Origin of the sequence: Aedoeadaptatus ivorii, assembly GCF_900638585.1 — a bacterium.
Classification (GTDB): domain Bacteria; phylum Bacillota; class Clostridia; order Tissierellales; family Peptoniphilaceae; genus Aedoeadaptatus; species Aedoeadaptatus ivorii.
In genome coordinates this window covers 228,723-250,845 of the sequence record NZ_LR134523.1, presented here as the reverse complement: position 1 = coordinate 250,845, position 22,123 = coordinate 228,723, and the positions used below count along the sequence as shown (strand labels likewise).

At 50.7% G+C, this 22,123-nt stretch carries 26 protein-coding genes and 1 CRISPR repeat array; of the genes, 9 read left to right on the top strand and 17 right to left on the bottom strand.

The window, feature by feature from the left end:
- Window positions 1-29: 29 nt before the first annotated feature.
- The 3 genes from EL294_RS01200 to EL294_RS01190 are packed head-to-tail and all read right to left on the bottom strand — an operon-like array spanning window position 30 to window position 1,820.
- Complete coding sequence (locus tag EL294_RS01200; protein ID WP_126464715.1) at window positions 30-653, bottom strand: ABC-2 transporter permease; 624 nt, start codon at window positions 651-653, stop codon at window positions 30-32.
- Window positions 641-1,495: an ABC transporter ATP-binding protein gene (locus EL294_RS01195; protein ID WP_126464714.1), complete on the bottom strand. Its 855-nt coding sequence runs from the start codon at window positions 1,493-1,495 to the stop codon at window positions 641-643. Before EL294_RS01195 ends, EL294_RS01200 begins: the two co-directional genes overlap by 13 nt.
- On the bottom strand, window positions 1,488-1,820 hold the full coding sequence (locus EL294_RS01190) for a GntR family transcriptional regulator (protein ID WP_269471187.1): 333 nt from the start codon (window positions 1,818-1,820) through the stop codon (window positions 1,488-1,490). Before EL294_RS01190 ends, EL294_RS01195 begins: the two co-directional genes overlap by 8 nt.
- A gap of 1,312 nt (window positions 1,821-3,132) precedes the next feature.
- Here EL294_RS01190 and EL294_RS01185 point away from each other — a divergent pair.
- From EL294_RS01185 to EL294_RS01170, 4 genes are all read left to right on the top strand, one after another.
- Entirely contained in the window at window positions 3,133-3,453 is a 321-nt protein-coding gene (locus tag EL294_RS01185) for a hypothetical protein (protein WP_126464712.1), read from the top strand.
- A 29-nt stretch (window positions 3,454-3,482) separates the two neighbouring features.
- Window positions 3,483-4,037 carry an Ig-like domain-containing protein gene (locus EL294_RS01180; protein WP_126464711.1) on the top strand — a complete coding sequence of 185 codons (555 nt, stop codon included), beginning with the start codon at window positions 3,483-3,485 and terminating at the stop codon, window positions 4,035-4,037.
- Window positions 4,038-4,140: 103 nt separating this feature from the next.
- On the top strand, window positions 4,141-4,578 hold the full coding sequence (locus tag EL294_RS08230; RefSeq protein ID WP_126464710.1) for an S-layer homology domain-containing protein: 438 nt from the start codon (window positions 4,141-4,143) through the stop codon (window positions 4,576-4,578).
- Entirely contained in the window at window positions 4,533-4,829 is a 297-nt protein-coding gene (locus EL294_RS01170) for an S-layer homology domain-containing protein (RefSeq protein WP_503487458.1), read from the top strand. Before EL294_RS08230 ends, EL294_RS01170 begins: the two co-directional genes overlap by 46 nt.
- A gap of 185 nt (window positions 4,830-5,014) precedes the next feature.
- Window positions 5,015-5,808: direct repeats of the CRISPR family, unit length 36 nt; unit sequence GTTTCCGTCCCCGTTAGGGGCTTTTTTTGGTTCTAC.
- A gap of 143 nt (window positions 5,809-5,951) precedes the next feature.
- Here EL294_RS01170 and csm6 read toward each other — a convergent pair.
- The 9 genes from csm6 to cas6 are packed head-to-tail and all read right to left on the bottom strand — an operon-like array spanning window position 5,952 to window position 14,752.
- Entirely contained in the window at window positions 5,952-7,250 is a 1,299-nt protein-coding gene (gene csm6 / locus EL294_RS01165; protein ID WP_126464708.1) for a type III-A CRISPR-associated CARF protein Csm6, read from the bottom strand.
- An 8-nt stretch (window positions 7,251-7,258) separates the two neighbouring features.
- Complete coding sequence (gene cas2, locus EL294_RS01160; protein ID WP_126464707.1) at window positions 7,259-7,591, bottom strand: CRISPR-associated endonuclease Cas2; 333 nt, start codon at window positions 7,589-7,591, stop codon at window positions 7,259-7,261.
- A complete protein-coding gene (gene cas1 / locus EL294_RS01155; protein WP_126464706.1) occupies window positions 7,579-8,571 on the bottom strand; it encodes a CRISPR-associated endonuclease Cas1 in 993 nt (330 codons plus the stop codon). The genes cas2 and cas1 overlap by 13 nt, the downstream gene beginning before the upstream one ends.
- Entirely contained in the window at window positions 8,568-9,671 is a 1,104-nt protein-coding gene (gene csm5, locus EL294_RS01150) for a type III-A CRISPR-associated RAMP protein Csm5 (protein ID WP_164715171.1), read from the bottom strand. The genes cas1 and csm5 overlap by 4 nt, the downstream gene beginning before the upstream one ends.
- Window positions 9,668-10,612, bottom strand: coding sequence for a type III-A CRISPR-associated RAMP protein Csm4 (gene csm4 / locus EL294_RS01145; RefSeq protein WP_126464704.1), 945 nt, complete (start codon window positions 10,610-10,612; stop codon window positions 9,668-9,670). The genes csm5 and csm4 overlap by 4 nt, the downstream gene beginning before the upstream one ends.
- A 1-nt stretch (window position 10,613) precedes the next feature.
- The gene (csm3, locus tag EL294_RS01140; RefSeq protein ID WP_126464703.1) at window positions 10,614-11,258 is read right to left on the bottom strand and encodes a type III-A CRISPR-associated RAMP protein Csm3; all 645 of its coding nucleotides are present in this window, start codon (window positions 11,256-11,258) and stop codon (window positions 10,614-10,616) included.
- A complete protein-coding gene (csm2, locus tag EL294_RS01135) occupies window positions 11,258-11,635 on the bottom strand; it encodes a type III-A CRISPR-associated protein Csm2 (protein WP_164715170.1) in 378 nt (125 codons plus the stop codon). The genes csm3 and csm2 overlap by 1 nt, the downstream gene beginning before the upstream one ends.
- A 52-nt stretch (window positions 11,636-11,687) precedes the next feature.
- On the bottom strand, window positions 11,688-14,018 hold the full coding sequence (cas10, locus tag EL294_RS01130) for a type III-A CRISPR-associated protein Cas10/Csm1 (protein WP_126464701.1): 2,331 nt from the start codon (window positions 14,016-14,018) through the stop codon (window positions 11,688-11,690).
- On the bottom strand, window positions 13,994-14,752 hold the full coding sequence (gene cas6, locus EL294_RS01125) for a CRISPR system precrRNA processing endoribonuclease RAMP protein Cas6 (RefSeq protein WP_126464700.1): 759 nt from the start codon (window positions 14,750-14,752) through the stop codon (window positions 13,994-13,996). Before cas6 ends, cas10 begins: the two co-directional genes overlap by 25 nt.
- Before the next feature lie 203 nt (window positions 14,753-14,955).
- Here cas6 and EL294_RS01120 point away from each other — a divergent pair, with 203 nt between their 5' ends.
- From EL294_RS01120 to EL294_RS01110, 3 genes are all read left to right on the top strand, one after another.
- Window positions 14,956-15,390 carry a LytTR family DNA-binding domain-containing protein gene (locus EL294_RS01120; RefSeq protein ID WP_164715169.1) on the top strand — a complete coding sequence of 145 codons (435 nt, stop codon included), beginning with the start codon at window positions 14,956-14,958 and terminating at the stop codon, window positions 15,388-15,390.
- Between the two features lie 11 nt (window positions 15,391-15,401).
- Window positions 15,402-15,833 carry a DUF3021 domain-containing protein gene (locus EL294_RS01115; RefSeq protein ID WP_126464698.1) on the top strand — a complete coding sequence of 144 codons (432 nt, stop codon included), beginning with the start codon at window positions 15,402-15,404 and terminating at the stop codon, window positions 15,831-15,833.
- Window positions 15,834-15,977: 144 nt separating this feature from the next.
- Window positions 15,978-16,607, top strand: a complete 630-nt coding sequence (locus EL294_RS01110; protein WP_126464697.1) for a DsbA family oxidoreductase — start codon at window positions 15,978-15,980, stop codon at window positions 16,605-16,607.
- 78 nt (window positions 16,608-16,685) lie between these two features.
- Here the strand turns inward: EL294_RS01110 and EL294_RS01105 are convergent, their stop codons facing one another.
- The 3 genes from EL294_RS01105 to EL294_RS01095 all read right to left on the bottom strand — a co-directional run bounded on the left by EL294_RS01105 (window position 16,686) and on the right by EL294_RS01095 (window position 19,850).
- Entirely contained in the window at window positions 16,686-18,482 is a 1,797-nt protein-coding gene (locus tag EL294_RS01105; RefSeq protein ID WP_126464696.1) for an oleate hydratase, read from the bottom strand.
- A 256-nt stretch (window positions 18,483-18,738) separates the two neighbouring features.
- Window positions 18,739-19,299, bottom strand: coding sequence for a TetR/AcrR family transcriptional regulator (locus tag EL294_RS01100; RefSeq protein ID WP_164715168.1), 561 nt, complete (start codon window positions 19,297-19,299; stop codon window positions 18,739-18,741).
- A gap of 14 nt (window positions 19,300-19,313) precedes the next feature.
- Window positions 19,314-19,850, bottom strand: a complete 537-nt coding sequence (locus EL294_RS01095) for a flavodoxin domain-containing protein (RefSeq protein WP_126464694.1) — start codon at window positions 19,848-19,850, stop codon at window positions 19,314-19,316.
- A gap of 164 nt (window positions 19,851-20,014) precedes the next feature.
- On the opposite strand from EL294_RS01095, the gene EL294_RS07990 reads away from it, so the two are divergent.
- A complete protein-coding gene (locus EL294_RS07990; protein ID WP_232006486.1) occupies window positions 20,015-20,248 on the top strand; it encodes a glutathione S-transferase N-terminal domain-containing protein in 234 nt (77 codons plus the stop codon).
- Window positions 20,245-20,574 (top strand): glutathione S-transferase family protein, encoded by a 330-nt coding sequence (locus EL294_RS07985; RefSeq protein WP_232006485.1) that lies wholly within the window; start codon window positions 20,245-20,247, stop codon window positions 20,572-20,574. The genes EL294_RS07990 and EL294_RS07985 overlap by 4 nt, the downstream gene beginning before the upstream one ends.
- A 72-nt stretch (window positions 20,575-20,646) precedes the next feature.
- Here EL294_RS07985 and EL294_RS01085 read toward each other — a convergent pair whose 3' ends face one another.
- The gene (locus EL294_RS01085) at window positions 20,647-21,381 is read right to left on the bottom strand and encodes an ABC transporter permease (RefSeq protein ID WP_126464693.1); all 735 of its coding nucleotides are present in this window, start codon (window positions 21,379-21,381) and stop codon (window positions 20,647-20,649) included.
- A complete protein-coding gene (locus EL294_RS01080; protein ID WP_126464692.1) occupies window positions 21,378-22,121 on the bottom strand; it encodes an ABC transporter permease in 744 nt (247 codons plus the stop codon). Before EL294_RS01080 ends, EL294_RS01085 begins: the two co-directional genes overlap by 4 nt.
- Window positions 22,122-22,123: the final 2 nt, after the last annotated feature.

The window sequence follows — 22,123 nt, the reverse complement described above, 5'->3', positions numbered from 1 at the left end:
TAAAAGGATACGCGTCGCCTTGTGATAGATTATATCTCCTTCTCTTCCATCACCTTCACCGACACGCGATACAGCGCATATGTAGCGAGGGCACTTGCGAGCAGAAACACCACCCCCGCCGTTACGAGCGACACGCCGCCGAACAAGCGATTCGGCAAGAGACCGGGAAAATCCCTGAGTACCCGCACGGCACCGAAGATCACAAAATACGTCACCACCAAAATCAGCCGCCCTTTCTCCGCACCATATCGCAAAATAAAGGGAAGCTGCACGGCGAGCACCAATAGCGTTATAAAGAGCACCGCGAGGGAAAGAATCAGCGCCGTCGCCACCGAACCCTCGCCCCCGGCGATGCGGGCGCAGAAAATCGCGATCGCCCCCGCCAGCCCGAAGACAAAGGCAAAAAAGAACTTGCTCAACACATATTCGCGACGCGAAATCGGCATCGAAAAGGCGAGCTGCTGAAAATTCGAGCGCGCATCGTAGCCGAAGGAGATCGAACTCAAAATAATGGGGATCATCACACTCAACCCCGCCACCATCAACAGCGACTCCTGCGAAATGCCCACATAGCCGATCGCCACGGCGAGCACCGTCACCAGCACAAGGCTCTTTTTCATCGTCGCCAAATCCTTAATAATCAACGCCCGCATACTTCTGCCCCCTTCACAAAAAAGATCATAATCTCCTCGATCGACGGCCTCTCCATCGCCATCCCGGCGGGGATGCGGTCGCGACGAACCAATATCTCCTCGCCAAACGCATTGTCGCGCCTTCCGATCACCGCTGCCGGATCCAGTTCCTTGGCCTCTTCCTTCGAAATCCTTAAGATGCCGTATTCTTCTTCCAGCCTGTACTTCGGTTCCATAAACAGCAACTGCCCCTTGTGAATAAAGGCGATATAATCCGCGATCTTTTCCAAATCCGAAAGAATATGCGATGAAATCAAAATTGTCCGCTCGCCATCTGCCATATAATCCCGAAGAATGTCGAGAATCTCTTCCCGCACAATGGGATCCAGCCCACTCGTCGCCTCATCCAAAAGCAATAGCTTCGGTTCATGCGAAAGTGCCATCGCGATCGACAGCTTCATCTTCATCCCCCGGGAATACTGCTTCAGAATGCGCGTCTCGGGAATGTCGAAGCGCCGGATATACGAAAAAAACCGCTCCTTCGACCAATGGGAATACACCCGCGCCGCAAACGCCTCTACGGCCTTCGCGTCCATCTCCTCCGGCAAAAAGAGATCGTCGAACACCACCCCGATAGAATCCTTATACTGCGTCGTGCCGATGGGAGCATCCGATACGGTAATCGTGCCCGAATCGGCGCGCAACAAACCCAAAATCAGCTTCATTGTCGTCGACTTACCCGCTCCGTTTTGGCCGATAAAGCCGACCACCGACCCCTGCGGCACCGAAAAATCAATGGGTCCCAGGCGAAATTCTCCCAACTGCTTCACCACTTCGTAGAGCGCAATCGCCGATTTATTCATACCTTCCCTCCAACATATTCGACAGCATACGCAACAACGCTTCGTCATCGACCCCCGCCATAGCCGCGAGATCCGATGCCTCCTGCAACAATGCTTCCATCTTCTTCAAATACGCCTCCCGCAGAAATTCGCGATTCTGCGGCGCGACAAAATTTCCCTTTCCCTGTACCGAATTCACGAACCCTTCCGCTTCCAGCTCGTCATACGCCCGCTTCGCCGTAAGCATACTGATCTTAAGCTCCTTGGCGAGCACGCGGATCGAAGGCAACTGTTCCCCTTCCTGCAAAACGCCGGATACAATCTGCGCGCGAATCTGACGGGCGATTTGCAGATAAATCGGCTCGTTGTCGGTATTTCGTATGTGAATATTCAGCGTAGGCCCTCCTGTGTTATAACTGTTTTAATTGTAGTATAACAGCTCGGTTCTGTCAATGCTTTGTCGAAATGGAGATCTTTGGATGGGAAGCCAATCGCTCTTTAGGCTATTGCCCCCACCCTTATTATCCTAAGCGAGGTCGGGCGTACCATACTCCCCGCCCCTGTCAGCCTGAGCGGAGTGAAGCGGAGTCGCGCCGCTCCAAAGGCTATTGCACCCCCACCCCTGTCAGCCTGAACGGAGTCGGGCCGCACCATACTCCCCATCCATGTCATCCTGAGCAGAGCGAAGCGGAGTCGAAGGATCTCCAGTGGGCTATTGCGTGTATTATTCCCCCAAACAGAAAGAGACGTCGTGCGTTTCGGCACCGGCTTCTATGCAGACTCTATGTAGGGAAAGAGATCTTTCGACGCGGGGCTCCGCCCCTTGCTCAAGATGACAATAAAGAGCAAATGTGCAGAACAAGGCCCTGTCATCCGAAGCGAAGTCGGGCGCACCATACTCCCCGCCCCTGTCATCCTGAGCGGAGTCGGGCCGCTTTCGTTAGCCAAATCAAAGATTTGGGCTGCGCGACATCTGACCTACGACGAAATCAAAGATTTCTGTTAGGTCATGAACGATCTCCAGTGGGCTATTGCGTGACATATTGACGATAAAATCCTATTCGTGCGTTTCGGCACCGGCTTCTTTGCGGACTCTATCTAGCGAAAGAGATCTTTCGACGCGGGGCTTCGCCCCTTGCTCAAGATGACAATAAAGAGCAAATGTGCAGAACAAGGCCCTGTCATCCGAAGCGAAGTCGGGCGCACCATACTCCCCGCCCCTGTCATCCTGAGCGGAGTCGGGCCGCTTTCGTTAGCCAAATCAAAGATTTGGACTGCGCGACATCTGACCTACGACGAAATCAAAGATTTCTGTTAGGTCATGAACGATCTCCAGTGGGCTATTGCGTGACACATTGACGATAAAATCCTATTCGTACGGTTCGGCCCCGGCTTCTTTGCGGACTCTATCTAGCGAAAGAGATCTTTCGACTCAGAATAATTTCCTCGCTCCGCATTATAATACCGGCCGCTAGTACAAAAACCTAAGACCATTCAAAACACTTCCACTTTAGAATAGAAATTATCTATTTAATATAATATCTCACCGTAAAACTCAAGATAGTTATTCGGTATTCTCCTTCCCATTTATCAGTCTATTCAATATTATATGATTGTACGATATATAAATTTTTATTTTGTTTAGATGGGAGGCATTCATGCAAGCAAGACAACACGCATCTCTATTACTCGCATTTACCATGTGTGCGATTTTATGTTTCGGTACCGAATCAGCCTATGCTAATGGCACGTTCTCCGACTTCTATAAGAGCTCGGCTCTTTCCGAAAATACATACACAGTTGAACAGACTGCGTACCGAATTCACGCTACAAAAGCTAACGATTTGACGCTTTATGTCGGCGATAATGAAGGCAGATTGCCCACAACAACAAAAGCAGAAGTCGAGCAAATAGGGAAGCGAACAAAGAACCTTTGGGTACGTTCATACATTCTACCAAGAAAAAGCGCGACGTCTTGAAGCTTGCCGTTACACAAAACGGAAAGCTAGTGACGGACCCCATCACTCTGAAGCTCGGTCTCTCAAAAGATCACTGGGGAAATTTCTATGCCTATACTGTCCAGAACGGCTATGTAACCCTGGACAGGCTAGAATGGATGGCCGGCAGAAACTATTCCGTGGTATATGAAAACCGCGTCGTCTATAAGTTCGGAAGTTCTGAGAAAAGTGTACTGAGCTGGGTAAATGGCGGTCAAAAATATCGATTGACAAAAGACAATTCCGAGGAGGAGCGCCATGCTTTGGTTATCGACCTGGATCAAAACATGGGGATCAAAAACCTCGACAAAAATACTTCTGTTGCACCACCTTCTCCCGTCGACGGCATCGAGCCGGCACCCGCATCGGTCGCCACCGAAACCATGGAAGTCCCTGTAATATGGGATACCGAAAACTTCGATACCTCTAAGCCGGGCAGCTTTACGCTCAGTGGAAATTTGAGGGTTGGAACCCCGCCGTACAATACGTCGAAGGCGATCACATTCAATTCGTCGGCAGCTGGTCCTTTACGAAAAATCCGGCACCGAAACCGCTCGACGAATTAAAAGTACAATTCGTCATCAAAAACGGCGACAAGGACAAGGGAACATTTGTAAAGAGCGAGGCCGGCAAGGATCCCGAAAGCCCAGTTACCCCCGAAAAACCCACATGGCCGCAACCGCCCGCAAGACCGTGGGCATCGGGCATCTGGCTCCCGCCTGCAAAGACGACCACACCCGATCTCAAGCCAACAAGCCTTTCGATAAAGTCGCCTTTTTCGCAAAAATCGCCATTCCTCCCAAAGGAATCGTAAAAACACCCGTCTTTATCGATATAAAAGGCACGCCCTACGAACAAGCCATCCAAAACACCGCTTCTCGCGGCATGATGAACGGCATCGGCGACAATCGCTTCTCGCCCGAGACCGGCACCACCCGCGCCCAATTCTTTACCATGCTCTACCGCATGAGCAAGGACAAGACCCATGCGAAAGCAGTCCCCTTCGCCGACGCAAAAGCCGCTGGTACGAAGAGGCCGCCACCTGGGCAAAGGCCAAAGGCATTGCCAAGGGCTACGAAGACGGCAGCTTCGGCGGCGACCGCGTAATGACCCGGGCCGAGCTGACCGCCATCCTCTACCGTTTCCTTAAAAACGCGGGCCTTCCCATGGATAGCGCCACCCCGTCTGCATTCACAGACAAAACGGAATTCCGCCATTGGTATGCCGATGCGGCGCGCGCCTTGGAAAATATGGGCATATTGGAAGGCAAAACCTTTGACGCCGAACGCCCCGTATCCCGCGGCGAACTGGCATCGACATTGGAAAAACTATTCGGCTATATCGAAGGGCTACGGTAAGAAATCTTCCATATAGCAACAGCCACAGCGAAATCGCTGTGGCTGTTTTTTTTAGAGAATTCTCATCGTTGGCGGAACATAGACTTTTGCAAGAAACCATTGGCTTGTACGCCTTACGTCCCCGTTAGGGGCTTGTTTGGTTCATAGAATTAAAAATGAGAATATGAAGGTTTTTGCGAAAGCCTGTTTCCGTCCCCGTTAGGGGCTTTTTTTGGTTCTACACTACGATGTCGACGAAGAAAGGATAAATCGATGGTATGTTTCCGTCCCCGTTAGGGGCTTTTTTTGGTTCTACTATTCTACGCGAGAATTGGTAGAAGAACTGTCATGTCGAGAGTTTCCGTCCCCGTTAGGGGCTTTTTTTGGTTCTACAACTACGAACTCGTACTAATCAATGGAGGAGAAGAAGAGCTTCCGTCCCCGTTAGGGGCTTTTTTTGGTTCTACACAAAAACACAAAATTGGACTACAAAAGCCGCGCATTAAGTTTCCGTCCCCGTTAGGGGCTTTTTTTGGTTCTACGATTTGGCGGACTTGTTGACTGATCATTTGCAAATCAAGTTTCCGTCCCCGTTAGGGGCTTTTTTTGGTTCTACTCTTTAGCAGCCCGATCCGCATCGGGTATGCCCGCTTTGTGTTTCCGTCCCCGTTAGGGGCTTTTTTTGGTTCTACCATTGAAGTAATTAAACCGAGAACCTACGAAGAACTTTCCGAGTTTCCGTCCCCGTTAGGGGCTTTTTTTGGTTCTACTTGTACGTTTGTGTGGCATGCTTGACCTTAAAATCGTTGAGGTTTCCGTCCCCGTTAGGGGCTTTTTTTGGTTCTACCCTCAAATATGGCAAGGGGGTCGAGGTGGAGGTCGAGGACAGTTTCCGTCCCCGTTAGGGGCTTTTTTTGGTTCTACGATCAGAAAAGGAGATATAAAAATGAAAAAAGAAAATTTTGTTTCCGTCCCCGTTAGGGGCTTTTTTTGGTTCTACCCCGGGCGCTGTACGCCCGTCGGCAAGAGGGGCTTAGATGCGATTTGCGGGAGGCAGGCCGATTTTGTAAAAAATTGCCCTTAAATTTAAAGGTTCCCGCAGCTCACATTGCTCCTCCTCTTATAGTATAGCACTTCGCAAGATTATAAGCTTGCTTTGATTTTTTTGTTCACTTCATCGTAGGCATTTTTGAAGATTTGCTCACTGGTAGAGCTAAATTCGCAGAGTTCGTTGACCAAGTACCAGGCGTCGTTGACAATAAAGTCCAGCTGTTTCATTCTTCCTTCTAAATCTTCTTTCGAAATTTTAATGATCTGATGGGCAAACCGATTGCGTCTTTCTTCGACACTACGAAGATCTACCAGTCTTTTTGTGATTTCAGAAGGTATCTTCGGCAGTTTTTTGAGTAACGCATTGATTTGCCAGGCGCGCAATTCACCTGCAAATCCCGAAAATTGTCCATGCAGTAGCTTTTCTATAGGTTCGCAAAACTTTTGTTTTTCCCAAGTCGCATCGTCTTTGATTCTGGGCTGCTCGGGATAGTATTTTTCTATGATTCGCCTCTGAAGCCCCGCCAACAGCGGCGAGATTTCGATCATAAAGGCTCGATAATCTCCGACGCGCAAATCGCTCTGCCACTTTAAGAAATACTCGAATATATTTCGATATTCTCTATGCTCTATGGTCAACAGATCTTTTTTCTTAATGTGCTTCAGTCCCGCTTCTGCCTTTTCAAAGTCCAGGTTTTTTCTGTACTTCTGCGCCCGCAGATACTCTAAGGCTTTCGGATCCAAGAGATCGCGAATCGAAAGGGCGATATCGTAGGCGGCATCGTAATCATAGCTGTCTATCAGATTGGCTATAATGCCCGATTTGATTTCGTAGTTCAGATTTGGATTCTTCAGTTCAATACATCGTTTGGAGTTACGGTGATTGTCCTCGTTCATTTCCCACAGCAGATCCCAAAAGTTTTCGTCCACGTCTTTCGGCGTATCGTGGGTTCCGGTTTTTGGGGTGGCGACTTGTACGACGGTGGTCGGAAAATCCATAAAGGTCGACAAGGTCGAGAGGGCCGATTTCATGCCGGGGGTTCCGGACGAGGCATTTAAGAGGATCTGCGCTTGGGGGTACTGCTTGTGGATGTCCTCGATCAGTGTTCGAAAGTCGCGAAATAAGATATCGAACAGATGCACGTCCACCAGTTCGGACCGTTCGATCCGTTCTATTTCAATTTCGAATCCTTCCCGCTCCGCCAAGTTTTGAATATAGGGTTCATAGCGGTTTTCCTCTCTATGGCACTTGAGCATCTGTCGGGAGAGGTATAGATACACTTTCGCCGGACGGTAGTTGCGTATGATGTGGAGTATGGGGCCATCGTGTAAATTGTTTTGATTCATGGGGTCGGTATTTCCCACACAGGAAAATAAGATGCGTGTTTCCATATTTCCTCCTAGAAAATGATAAATTCAGTGTAGGCATTGGGGTTGTCGGTTCCGTAATTGAAGACGCGGTTCAATCCGTGCAATTGATAGGTGCGCACATTGTCTTCTTCGGGATCGATCCATCGACAAATGCGTCTTTCCACTTTTAGGTACTCGCTTTCCGTCAGGTAGCTTTCAAAGCAGGATCTCTGCACCGGCGTGCCGTAGCCTTTCAAAAATTTGAATAGCCGATTCCTTCGCTTGTTGTCGACGATATCGTAGATGATGAGGTAGAGATATTTCTTCTGTCCGGTGGGTTTTCTAAAATCCTCTACCAAGAATTCCTCTCTTAGCGTATCCATAAAGGCGTGTACCTCTCGGGATCCATGTCTTCGATGGCCCGCACCAAATCGCGGGATTGCAGACCCAATGCTTTTCGAAACGACATAGGATTTTCATCCTGTCGGTAGTTCTGCAAACGCATCAATTTTTCCTCGAGTTCCCGCAAAAATATCTTTAAGGTCTCTTGTTTCAAAAAACATCCCCCATTTTGTATTTCGAAGTCCTCGGGAGAGAATACGTGATTGCATAATTTTATGGCCAGACTGTCGACGATGGGCGCACGCAACTCTTCGATCATGTCGCTTGCCAAGGTCATATGCCGCTCTCGGTCCTGGTGCAGAAAACCGCAAAACGGGTGTAAACCCACTGCCTCTAAGTTGCCTACGATCTCGTTCAACAAAATGCTGTACCCGAGACTGAGTAGAGAATTGAAAGGATCGCGCGGCGGTTGCTTATTGCGACCGCAGAACGCAAACGCTTGGGGAACGGACTTTGAAAGTCCTCGGAAATAGATTCTTGCAATAGATCCTTCGTAACCCATGAGTTCGGGTACGGTCGCGACGGAATCGAGTTTTCTTCGCAGGATCTGAATCTCTCGAATTTTAGAATCCATCTTCCCGTTCGCGCGATTCTGCCTGCGCAATATCGTAATTTGGTTGTTGCTCTTTGCCGCCACAAATTTTTTCGCAATTCCCAAGGCAAAGTCCTCGTTTTCGGCAGCTTCCACTTGTCTTTTCAGTCGGAATATGTTTCCGTGACTTGTTGTGTAGAGTTTGCCGAAGTATTTTCCTTTTGTGGAGAAAAACGACACGGGAATGCCTCTTGTCAAACAATGCCGAATGGCGCCGGTGGTGAGTTGTATCTGCCCGAAAACATATATAGCATCGATTTGTTCTTTGGGAATGGAGCGGCGCACGCCGCCGGGATCCGCCTCTTGTATGATGAGGCGCCCCTCCTCAATATGCACGTCGGCCCCTTGGGAGGTCAGGTACAAGATCACTTTGAGACCTCTTCAATGTCGATTTTACAAAGCCCCATCTCTTCGATTCCATGGACCGTCTTTGCCATCTTCACCGTGCGCGGCGCCAATTTGACCGCTCGATCTTCCTCGCGTTTGTGTTTTTTAAAATTCGCGCGCAATACATCGATTGCGACATCCACCGCTTCGTCCCGTTCAAACAAACTATAGACCAAGGTCTTGGAGATATAGCCCGTACCGCCACCTACGTAGATATGACGTGCTTGCATTTCGTCGAATCCCGCTAAATCCCGATAAAGCCCATCGAGTTCGATAAAGGTATCCTCTATGGCATCTAAGAGCTTGCTTGCCGATACTTTATGGGGGTCGGTGAGTTTTAGAGGGAAAGAGAGTTCCGTTTCCCGGTCTATGGATTCGCGAATGAGATTTAAGTTCTTCTGTTTGTCATACGCCTCCCCTTTCGGACTGATGATCAAATCCGACTTTTGTGCCAAAATTAAATTGTCTTTCTTTACGGATACGGAATCGCCGACGGAGATGTATTTTCCGAGCTCTTTATAGTGTTCGCCAATCAAGAGACGAGAAAGGTCCTCGGAAAGGCTTTCTCCGATTTCCTTATACGCCCGCCATCTTTTGTATTTTTCCCGTGCCGCTGCAAAACGATTGCGGTATTTCCTTTCCAAACGATCGCGATTTTTAAGCGCGCAGGCGTAGAGGAGGTTTTCGATCAACGCGCCTTTAAGGGACGAGCCGGGAATGTAGGGATTGGCATAAGGATCTTTTATCGCGAGGGCAATGTCGTTCAGCGGCTTTCCCTTGCGAAACGAAAGCGTGGAACTGTCGAGGCTGTAGCGAATCGTAGACCGATACTTCTTTTGCAAATCGTGGTCCACCAAAAATTCATACAACCCCTTTTTATGGTTGTCCCTTTGAATGAAGTGGTGATAGGACTCGATCAGACCCTCTTGCATCAAAAGAAAGGTGAATTTTCGCATATCCAGAAAATCGATACGATTTTCCTTTTGGTTATATACATACTCCTTTTTGCGCGCAATCTCGCCGCTTCCGATATGCACGGGCCCTTTCGCGGTGAGGCGAACGATGTAGTTTTTTTCTTTCACGACTTCACCCCCACAAAGATCGGCATTCCATAGCGGTATACAGGATGGCCATAGCCGGGCGAGACATCGTAGAGCTCTCCTCGGTATCGATCGCGAAAGACGCTGCCGGAACGCAAAAAGTAAATGTCTCGCTTTCGCACGGGCTTGCGAAAGTTGCCCTTTGCATCCGCCGAGGCGATAAACCCGCCGCGGCGAATCACTTCGTACCCGAGGGCGCCGTCGACGACTTTCTCTCCTTCTTCACGTCCGGGAAGAGAGGTTGTCAGGCTCATCCAGCTGTTCCAGGAGCCCGTCAATAGGTTCTTCAAATCGACGGGCACTTCCGTATCTGCGGAGGCGATCTCGAATCTCCCGAAGCCGGATTTGCGCTTGCCGCCGATGCCCGAATACGATAGGGAATAGAGTAACTCGTCCATACATCCCAGCCGGGATTCGGGGCAGCGCATGATAAAATACAATCCCGCATTCTCCGGAAAATAGCGCACGCCGAGATTATAGATTTCGTGATCCCCTACAGGGCGGTGAAGGATCTTTGTATATACCGTTTGATGCCGCGTTTCCTCAAGGACATCGAGTATATCGTCGGGATCGGAATTGCCGGCGATATATTCGCTCCATTCGCTTAGCGGAATATAGTCGATTTTCTTGTACTTCTTTTTTTGGGACGAATCTCGGTCCTCTCCGCGGATCGATACCATGGGTTTCGGTAAGAAGAGTTCCTCCCGATCGAAGGGAAACGCATCGGAAAACCGAAGTCCTTCTCGGATAAGCGCCACCAACTTCTCAATTCCGTCTACTTGTATCTTCTGTGCCTCGTGACAAAGGGCGGAAAACAAAGTGTCGGCGCGGAGCGTGCTTTCGGCATCGGACAATTTATTGCCGCCCAAATGAATGCCATTCGGAAATATTAGCCGATAAACGACTGTCTGTAACGCCTTCATCTCACCATCTTCCTTTGACTTGTTCCGCCAATGCTTCGGCCTCCGAGCCCACTACCGGCCAGATGTCGATTGCATCAAACTCTATCCGCCCATAACCGCGGGTCCCATGTCCCCCCAAAAAATCGTATTCTAAGAGCTCCAGCCCCTCTTTTAATATGGCCATATCCTCGAACACTTCTTCTTCGTCGTAGTACTCATAAATAATTTCGAAGGGAAAGCGAGCCCCGGCGATCACTCTTTGAATCTGTCTGGGGTTGGCGACCCCATCGACGCGACCGATGGTATTTTCGAATTTTACTTCTGTGGTCGCTTCTGCGCCCAGCGCTAGTAGACGCGCTTCTTCCTCTGTCGACATAACGGCATCGGAAACGAGGATACGCGCTATGCGCTCTTGAGATCCAAACAGACGTAAGATTCTCTCGTCGTCGTCTTTATGTTCCACAAAGCCCTTATTGTATTTTCGTGCCAAAAGGCTGCGTAGCTTTCCCTTGATAGAGCTGCCGGGAATCATCGGAAGTTTCGTCAAAGGATCTTTAATTACCGGAGAATCCACCGCGCCAATGGCAGAATATGCCTGCGATCCGCCAATATGCAATCCGCTTCTTAAAACAATTTCTCCAGTGATTGCAATTTTTCCGTATGCCATTAGTCACGACCTCCCTTAAATTTATGAAATGCCACCAACGATTCGAAATACTTCCCCAACAACTGAATTTCTTCTCTGTCTTTCGACTGTGTAATGCGGTCCAAAAAGGCCAGAATGTCTGCCTTCTCTACAAAAGTTGCGGTATCTCGTTCCTTGCCGGCGCTATAGACCAAGCGCGTTTTTAAATATTGGATTTCCCCTAGCTCTATATCTGTGAGGGGGCCCTGCGCCTTTACGCTCCCTTCCGCAATATGGTTGACCATTGCCAAAAACGGACGAATTTGGCTGGAAGTTACGCGGATGTTGTCGCCATAAGAATCCATCACCTTTTCCGCCATATCGGAAAAATTGTCGATTCTAATCTCTTTCGCGCGCACCGCAGGCCCCTGCCCCTTATGGTTGCTTTTTTTGTACCCTTTGTTTGTTCGATCATTGTACATCGTTGTCACCTCGATTTTCGTATACCAACAATATCATTGCCATCTCTAATGCTTTGCGCTCTTCCCCAATCTTCAACCATTCGTACAATTTTTGGATCAATTCTTGTTGTACCGCCCGCGCTTCTCTCTCCTTCGGTTTTTTTCGAGAAAGGAGATATAGTATGCGCGCAAAATTGATCTTGTCCTCGATCTCGCGCAGATAATATAAAATCTGATACAACGCCGAATGGCCCGATTGGACATCGTCCGGATACATGGCATGGAAATAACGCTTCAACAGATCGTATTTTTCACCGATCACATTTTCGGTAAACTCTTCCCACGAAAATGCCATATTTTCTTCAAACAGGCAGACCGCATTTTTGGGATTCTCCCACCGATCGATATATGCCTTGGCGGCGCTTTCCAATTCTCCCGTTTCCTCGGCCATATGGCTGATGGGATAGGAAGAGGCATAGATGCCGATGCCTGCAGATATCGTAACGCTGTCTTCTGTAAAACGGCGGAACGCGCGCTGCAGATCCACGGCAAATTCGATTACATCCGCCCAATGGCCGATCAAAAAGATATCGTCTCCGCCGGAGTAGATGATGTTGCATTTTCTGGGCTCTATTTCACCATCGCGAAAGCGGTACTCCGGATGCTCCAAAATATGATTTATATTTGATTTAAAGAAGTTGGAAAATACGCGAGACAAAGTCGAGGTCCTGGACAGCGTAACGAGATCCGTATTGCCGTTGCGTTCAAAGCCCTTTACAAATGTCTGTCCCAAATTGTCGACATCGGCGCGCAGTACCCCGATGCGTTCGATCCCTTCTCCTCGACTCAGCTGATCGGTAAACTTGTTGTAGTGATAATCTCCCACCCACAGATTGGTCGAGAGGGCATCGCCCGTATAGAACTCGTTTTTTGCATAAGCGCGTACATAGGCTTTTCCGGATTCCATGTATTTTGCCAAATCTCGCTTTCCGACGGGATACATCCATTGTCCGAAGGGGAAGGCGAGACCGGTTTTGTCGAGCTTTTCTTCGGTAAATAAGAAAAAGTCCCTTTCGAAAATGCCCGCGGATACCTGTTGCAAGTCGGCACACATTTCGCATATGCCTTCTTCGGTCAAGTGGTCCGTACGGTTGCAGTTTTTGCATTCCCGATCGCCGTCGACAACCACAGCTTCATTGAATGCCACAATGTCCCGATATGTATACCGTTTGAGTTTTTGTGCGCTGATCTTTTCCGAAAGCGTCCGAAACAGCGCGCCATAACTTCCTTCCGGCACATTGCGGAAGTGATTTGCCGCAGCCGGCGTATAGGCAAGGGTCAAATACAATTGGGTCGAAAACTCCTGCATAAACCAACCATTGACCTCTTTTTGCACGGCCTCGAGCACCCGCTTCGTCTCTTCGGTATTGGGAAGGAGCAGATACGCGCCGCCTCCGCCGATATACAAGAGATTCGCGCGGATCAAATCTAACCGCGCAAGGATTTCATCGACAATGACTTCGAGCATTATGTCCAAATAAAAGGAACGCGCCCGTAGGGATTTGAGTGCTCCCTTTTTGATAATCCGGTAGATAAACTTCTGAATTCCGCTCATGTCGAGCGATACCAGCAAAAACGCCTCTTCTTCGTAAAAATCTTCCGCGCCGTCCAAAAGGCGGGCCCGATAATCTTTTTCTCCGCATTCTTGCAAATACGCATAGATTGCCGCGCCATACGCCGTCGTCAGCTTTAGGTGATCGAACAGCGAAATGTCCGCAAACTCGGCGGTATTGGTCGAAGAAGGGACAAACGACATCGTTGCCTCTACCACCTCCAAATAGGATTGTAGATAGGCAAAATCTTGACTTAAGTGTGCGAGATTGTCTCGCACGCGATCTACCACTTTTCCATAAAACTCCCGATCCAGCCCGCGCTCCTGTGATTGCGGAAAAATCGGCGCATTGCTGTCGAGCATTGTGGCGGGGTATACGCCGCGTCGGTTGTTTCCGTTTAGGATATTAAAGATCGATTCCAAATTCGTGTCGGGCAAAAATCTCTTGTTTTCGCCTTCTCTGCCTCGCCGATCCGAAAATGCCGCGATATTGTCCGCTATGTAAGAGATGTAGGCGAAATGGTCTCTTGCCAAACCGCTACGACGCAGTGCATCCGAATGGTGATAGAGCACCATTTCTCGTACCGTGGGATCGTCTATATGCAGATGCTCTTGTAAAAACTCGCCGCCGCTCTTCGCATGCTTTCTGGGATCGTCATAGCGATACAAAATCTTTCCCAAATCATGTAAGAGACAGCCCAGTATCAAATTGAATTGTTCTCGTTCCATGCGTCACTCCCCATTTTGCAAATTTTCCCCATGCCCAGTGCCGTCTTGATTCCGATTCCCGCATATTCGCCATAGGCGACCAACATATGGACGAAGGATTTTAAGGGATCGGGGGCCGCCATTTTGAGGCCTACCGTTCCCATAAAAGCGGGTACGATAATCCGCTCCAATGGAAATGGATTCGATTTCAAACGGTAATTATGAATCTCGATCTTTTCTTCCATGTCCTGCAAGAGTTCTTGCGATAAATACGCATAATTCTTTTCAAAGGCGTCGAATTTTTTTAAGAGGCTTTGTAAAATCAAATGTACCGTCGGCATATGAACATATCGCCCCTGAGATTTAAAGGCGGCCGGCGTCACAAAGCGAATGTTTGCGAAGCGGTTGGGCGATTGTAGTGTCAAAAATCGCTTTACAAACTGATCGCGCGATTCTGTGACTATCTCCTTTTTGAGAATTTCGTAATTGGCATCTCTATGCGCAATGTGGATCGACGATAGCGGTTGAATTACCGTCTGTACGGCATCATACGCTTCTTCATTTACCGTCGAAATCTCCCAAATGGCAAACTCCCCTTCAAAGGAAATCGCTTGTCTAAACGGTTTATGTTCGGCTTCGTGATATCGCGTGGCCAAGTTGCCGTCCATGGCCTGTAATAAGAATCCGTGAAAAACACTGCCCATGCGATAATGCAATTCTTCACGGGGAAAATATAATCGAAATTTAGCTAACAAAATTGACCTCCTGCAAACGATTATAGGCGAAACTATTCAAATTTTCCATTGTTTTAACATATTAATTCATTAAGTAGATGGGATTTCAAAATACTCCCCTTCCCCCTGCATTTCACCCCCGCATTTGGACCACTTACAGCAATCGACGATACAACCCTCCAAAAGGGTGCTATACTGCAAGCAGAGAAGAAAGGAGAGAGACGATGAAGGCCGAGATTAAGATCGACCCCGATTGTATAACGCCCCACGCGGTGATTTATGCCGCGACAATCGACGAGGAGGTGCAGCGCATTCTTAAGATTTTTACCGACGAAGGTGGCCCGCTTTCCGCGACGAGCGACGACAGGATCTATCTCGTCGAGCCCGAGGATGTCCTGCTGCTGCGGGTCGAAGGCGGCAAGACGCAGATTGTCACAAAAAACCGCACGCTGCAATCCCCCAGGCGGTTGTACGAACTCCACGACGCTCTGGGCAGGGACTTTGTGCGCATCTCGAAATCCGCCGTGGTCAATCTGAATGCCTGCGAATCGATGGAGGCCACCTGGGGCGGTATGATGCGGCTCTATCTGAAAAACGGAGAAAGCGAGTATATTTCCCGGCATTATCTGCCGGCGTTTAAGAAGCGACTGGGACTCTAAGGAGGAAGTATATGTTGAAAAAATTATTGTACAACGCCGCCATCGGCATCGGCGCCGCTCTGGTCATCTTCTGCCTGGCCAATGTCATTGTCGAGCAGATCGCCGGCGGCCATTTGGAAATGCACGACTACGCCTACAGCAAAAGGACGCTGGCGTCGATTCTCATCGGTTTGGGATTCGGGCTTCCGGCGATCGTCTACGACGACGAACGGCTCTCGCTCCCCGTACAGACGCTGATCCATCTCGCGATCGGGACGACGGTGTTGGCGGGCGCGGCCTTGTACGGGGGATGGCTGCCGGTACAGCAAGGTGCATCTGCGTTGATCGGGTTTTTCATCATCAATATCGTGATTTTCTTTGCCCTCTGGGCGGGAATTTACTTGTACTATCGAAAGACCGGCCAAGAGATTACGCGCAAGCTAAAGGAATATCAGAAGAAATAAGAAAGCACCCACCTCGCTATGCGGGGTGGGCTTTTATTTCACAAAAGCAAAGGCAGGACGGCCAATCGAAAAAACAAGCCTCCCCCTATAACGCCGGTCGCCTCCGGGTAGATATAGTATGCAAATGTTTAAAGGAGGCGTTGTATGAAGATTCAAGTGTGGGCGGATTTTCTCTGCCCGTTTTGTCTGATCGGCTCGAAGCAAATGGAAGCGGCGATGGTCGCCGAGGGTGCCGAGGCCGAGGTGGAATATATGAGTTATTCGCTTTCCGATGCGATCTATCCGGCAGAGGGCGAACCCTACTGGGAGCGGCTCGCGGCGGAAAAGGGATGGAGCGAGGACAAGGTTATCGCCGCCCGGTCGGATGTGGATGCGCTGGCGACAGAGGCGGGCCTTTCCATCGATTGGCGCGCCCTCGTGCGCGGCAATACGAAGGACGCGCACCGGCTGTTTCAGTACGCCAAGGCAAAGGGCAAGGGCACGGAATTCTTTCGCCGGACGCAAGAGGCGGTGTTTCTCGAAGGGGCACTGATCAGCGACCGCCCGACGCTGGTTGCGCTGGCAAAGGAGGTCGGGTTGAATCCCGCCGAAGCCGAATCGGTGCTCGCCAAGGGCGAATACGAGGGCTTTTATATTCGCGATTTGGTGCGGGCGGAAGAGATCGGGATCCGCGGCGTGCCGTTTTTCCTCTTCGACGAGAAATACACGATCGCCGGCGCCGCGCCGATGGCGGATTTTCAGGCGGCGATTCGCCGGGCGCAGACAAAAGAATAGCCACACAAAAACAGGCCTCGCGCGCGGCGGGGCCTGTTTTTTGTATGCATCCCAAGGAGAAGGTTGTCGTCTAGGAGATTAGAGGAGATTGTATTCTTTGAGCATTTTGAGGGTGTCGGTGCCTTCGAGGGCGGCGGCTACTTTCTTTTTGACGAGTTCGGGCACGTGGATGTCGGGCTTTTCGCCGTCGAGGAGCGAAGAGGCGCCGGCCATCAAGTAGCGCATATCATAGCGGGAAGCGTATACTTCGGGCACGCCTTTTTCCACGCCGGTGAGGACATATACGGCTTCCATGGCGGTTCTGCCGGAGTACTCGGTGGTAAATACGGTGTCGCGCGCGGGGATGTCCAAGGTTTCTGCGAATTGGCCGAGGAAGGCGAAGTTTACGGCGTGCTTCGGCACCACATAGGGCCGATCGCCGAAGTGGCGCGGCATAAATTGCGCGGTAATATAGGGCATCATCACCGGCACGGCGGTGCAGGTGTCGGCGATCGATTCGATTTCCTCTTCCGGCACGCCGATGTGGTAGAGCCACTCTTTTGTGATCTCCTCGCCGGTGCATTCGCGCATGGGTTTTTGAATATAGTCGCCGTCTTTGTCGCTAAAGAGGCCGTATACCCACACGGCCACGTCGCCTTCGGGTTGTTCGGGATATTGCCCCTGCCGGTTTATCGTCCAACTCAAAAGCCATGCGGAATCGACGGCGGTGACGATGCCGCCGGTTACCGTGCGCCCGCCGTAGGGACTGCGCTTGGTGATCTTTTCGATATACTTTGCGGCGCTTTCGTCGTGGCAAGTGATGGTACAGGATTCCCAGTTGGTCTTTTCGGTGTCGGCGCAAAATACCTCGGGATGGCCGAATTCGTCGGATTGGGCGGCGATATTCTTCCACAATTTCCAGCTGCCCGATTGCGCGCTGTCCATGGGCGCGGGATTGTCGTTGTCGCCGTAGCCGGAGTTTTCGGTGAGGGAGCCGTTGGTGATAAAGACCAGATCGTCGTCCGTGAGTTCGATGGACGCATCCGCCCCCGTATCGTCGGTGGCGACAATGCGGCGGGCGCATTTTTTGTCGTCGGAGAGCGAAAATTCCACATTGTCGACGGTAACGCCATAGCGGAATTCGGCGCCGTGGTCTTTGAGGTATTTTTCCATGGGCTTTACAAAGGAATGGTACTGGTCATAGCGCGAGAACTGCAGGGCGCTCAGGTCGGGCAGTCCGTCGACATGGTGCACGAAGCGGTTCATATAGAGCTTCATTTCCAAAGCGCTGTGCCAGTTTTCAAAGGCAAACATGGTACGCCAGAATGTCCAAAAGTCGGATTCCAGCACCGCATCGGAAAGGAATTCGTCGATCGCCTTGCCTTCGAGCTCTTCGTCGGCGATGTTCATAAAGTGCATCAGCTCTTTCGCCGCATCTTGACCCAAGTTGAACTTGCCGTTGTCGTGGCGCTCGCCGCGATTTTTGGTAATGCGGCAGTTGCTGGAATTGGGGTCGTCGAGATTGGTGTAGAAGAAATAATCCAATATCGACATATTTTCCGGATCCTCGTAGGACGGAATGGCGCTGAACAGATCCCACAGACATTCGAAGTGGTGCCCCATTTCGCGGCCGCCCCGGGCGACATAGCCCGCGTTTTCTCTGCGGGCGCCGTCGAGGGAGCCGCCCGCCACGTCGAGCTGTTCCAAAAACGTGATCCGGCTGCCGTCCATATGGGCGTCTTTGATCAGATAGCAACCGGCGGCGAGACCGGCAATGCCGGTGCCGATGATGGTCGCAGTCTTCTTTTCGATGCCTTCGGGCTTACGGGATTGTACCAGCGAATGGTAGTTCCCGTTGGTGAGTTTGAGTCGTTCGTCATAAGTCTTCAGTTTCATAGACATACTCCTTTTTGAAACACGGCCCGCGGGCAGATGCCGTAAACAAATGATACAACCGATGCGACCTTCGGCCGAAACGCTACGTCCTTGCATACCGTTTCGCGCCGAAGGGCCACAAAAGAACGGGCATCGTCCCGCCGGACCTCCTTTTTTGTTTCTGTGTTCAGTATAGGATGTATGTGATGAAACGATAATAGACAGATACTCTAACTGTATAAAAAATCCTTACACCGCGCCCACGGTGTAAGGAAGATCAGCGATTTTGTCGCTCGAAATTATGGATCGCCTTGTGAAAGTCCCCTTCCAGAAGGATATAGACCTGGCCCACCAGCTCGTTGGGATCGTCTTTCATGCCCCGCCCGATCCAATCCAACGAGATCCCGGTAAGCGCCAGGGTAAAAAAGCGCGCGATAAACGCCTTTTGCGATTCCGAAATGCGCGCGTCTTTCGCCTCGGCATCGACCATATGGAAAATATAGCGGTAGAGAATGCGGTCGATAAAGGTTTCGATATACTCTCGCTGCACCGATCGGTAGCAGTTGAGCACCAAAGTCTTGTGATTCTCGAGCCATTTCATAATCAGCATATATACATATTGCCAGTCGTCGAAGGTATCGAAGGCGGCGAGAATCGTCTCCGCTTCGGACAGAAAGATCCACTCCACCACGTCGTAGATATCGTGAAAGTGATAGTAGAACGTCTGCCGCGAAATCTGCGCCCGCTCGCACAGTGCCTTTACGGTGATGTTTTCCAATTTTGTTTCGTTCAACATTTCGCGGAGCACATCCGCAATCTTTTCTTTCATATTGTCCATCGACATTCCCCCTTTTAGAGTTCGCTACGTCCGATTTCCTTGAGAATGGGCGCCAGGGTTCCAAAGTCCACAAAATCCACCGTCTTATTGTAGCTCTCCAAAAAACCGCGCATCTCCTCGGTTCGCTCCCCTTCGGGAACGCGGCTCGTTTTGTAGTAGAGCATCTTCATCAAAACGCGGTCCACGGTACCCAGGCGGTCGTAGTCGATGCCGCCGCGCAGGTGGAATAGCCGCATCTTCGAGAAGATTTCGTCGTCCACTTGGCGCCGAATGCCCGCGCGAATCTTTGCGGCGCCCGTTTCGTCCTCGGGATCCGCGAGCCCCACCGTCGCCACGATACACCCCTTCGCCCGGCGCATCAGCGGCAAGGCCCGCTTTAGACCCAGCAGCGTTCCCGCGTAAAGACCGCCGAGCAGGATGACGAGATCCGCCTCCTCGTCGCCGCGGATCTTTTTGTGGGCGACGGCGGGAATCCCCATGCGCGCGGCCAATTCGTGGGCGTAGCGCGCCGTTGTGCCGTATTTGCTTCCGTATACGATGATACGCTTCATAGTTGCTCCTTTATGGAATAAAAATATGTCGTGATCCCTTTATATTTACCCCGTTCTCATGCGAATTATTTTTCGGCGGTTCGGGTATAGAAGAAACATAAGGAGGAATTACGATGAAATTGTATTACGCACCCGGCACCTGTGCCCTCTCCGTATAGATCTCTTTGGAATGGGCGGGCGCCGACTACGAAGTGGAAAGAGTAGAACTCGGATCGGACGAATACAAGAAAATCAATCCCTTAGGCGCCGTGCCGGCCCTCGATTCCGGCGACGGAAATATTAAAACGCAGGCCAACGCTATTTTGCAATATATCGCCGATATGTATCCCGAAGCGGATCTCGGTCCCGACGAAAGCCCTGAAGACCGGTTTTTGTTTAATGAACGGGCGGCATTTTGACCGGCGACTACCACCCGGCCTTCTGGCCCATGTTCGGCCCCAAAAAATACACCACGAGCGAAGACGAGGCCGATCTCGAAAAGGTAAAAGAGGCGTCCTATAAAGCCATCGACAAAGTGGTCAGCCATTTGGATTCCCTCTTAGAAGGCAAAGACCACGTCTACAAGGACAAGAAAACTGTCCTCGATCCCTACGCCTTTATCCTCACCCGCTGGACCACCATGACCCCCAAGTCCTGGAAGGAATACCCCAACTTGGTGAAGTTTATGGAAAGAATGGAAAAAGACGAAGCCGTACAAAAAGTGCTCGAACTGCACGACAAATAATGATAGTCCCGAGGTATGTGCCTCGGGATTTTTTTGTGCAAAAAAGAGAGGCCTCGGCCTCTCGATCTGCCTTTATAATATCTTTTTGTGTAGCGCGCGTATGCTCATTGCCGTCGCTAGTGCAAAAATCGCCGCCGCGCCGATCGCCATGCCTATACTATCCGCCGCGGTAAGGCCCGTATCGGGAAAGTGGTTCATGGCGAGGGTGATAAGCACATTGGGCGTAAGGTACTGTAAAATCGGAAGCTCTGGATTCTGAGACACTAATACCGCCAGAATGCTGATGGCCACCGAAATCGCCACGGGTATGCCGAAGGAACGGATCTTAAGGGAAAGAAAGATCTGTACGGCAATCATACAAAGGGAAAGCGCCGTCGACAAGAGCAGATACGGGAAGAGCCCCACCGGAAACGCCGATGAAAAGTGAAAGAAGCTCCCCGCCACGGCATACAGCACTGCCAGTATACATTGACCACAGAGGACCGCGAGAAAGACTGTCGCCGTCTTGGAAAAGATGATGATGCGGGGCGGCACCGCCGATGTCAACAGCAAGTTCATATTGTTGCCGCGGTGCTCGCCGCTCCATATATAGGATGCGAAAAACCCGATCAGCCCCGGCAAAAAGAACAACCCGTAAAACAAATATACCTGGGTCCACAGACTGATCCATTCGCTCTGCAAGAGTTCCGTATTGTTGGCGTAGTTTACCGATCCGTATAAGACCGAGACCAGGGGCAAGAATAACAGCGGCATCCACGCCTTGGTTCCCTTTATTTTTTGCCATTCGATAAAAATCGCTTCTCTCATTCCCGCACACCTCGCTTTATGCCCCCGTAGAGTACCGCCACGCCCAATAGCACCGCAACGATCGGAATTCCATACGACGGCGCCATCAAATACCGCACCGGCTCTCCGCCGGTGTAGTCATAGCCCACCTGCATCAGTCGCCCGTACCAACTGTAGGGATTGACGAGCGAAAAGACATCGGGCAAGAACAGAAAGATCAGCCCCGCGAGCGTGCCCACCAGCGCCACCGCGGCGGACGTGCGCGCCTCGCCCCGCCGAAGGGCGAGGACATAGTGTACGGCAAGTAGCAAAAATGACACACAAAACTGCCCTGCATAGGAAAAGACGATGCGCCCCCACGGAAGCGGTCCCGGTACCCATACCGAGATCAGAACTAGAAGTGCTGCCCATTCCACCGCTTGGTAGACGGCGACCTTCGAAAGTGAATAGCAAAACTTTGTGGCGTAGACCTTGTCGAGATCGATCCCCGCCGTACGGATCATCTTCCACATATCTCGATCGCTCTCGATTTCTACCGATCGGCCCGCCACCGCCGCGAGAAAAATCGGCTCGACGATGATCTTTATAAACAAAAAGCTGTCCACCGCCGAAAGCCGCCTAAAGAGCGCATCACCGTCTCCGCCTGCATAGAGATTCGCCGCAGCGATCCCCAAACTCACCGCGCTTACCAATGCGAAGAACAAAACTTCCCACACGCCGCGGTATTTTCTTTTTTCGATGGCAAATAAGTTTTCGCGCATAC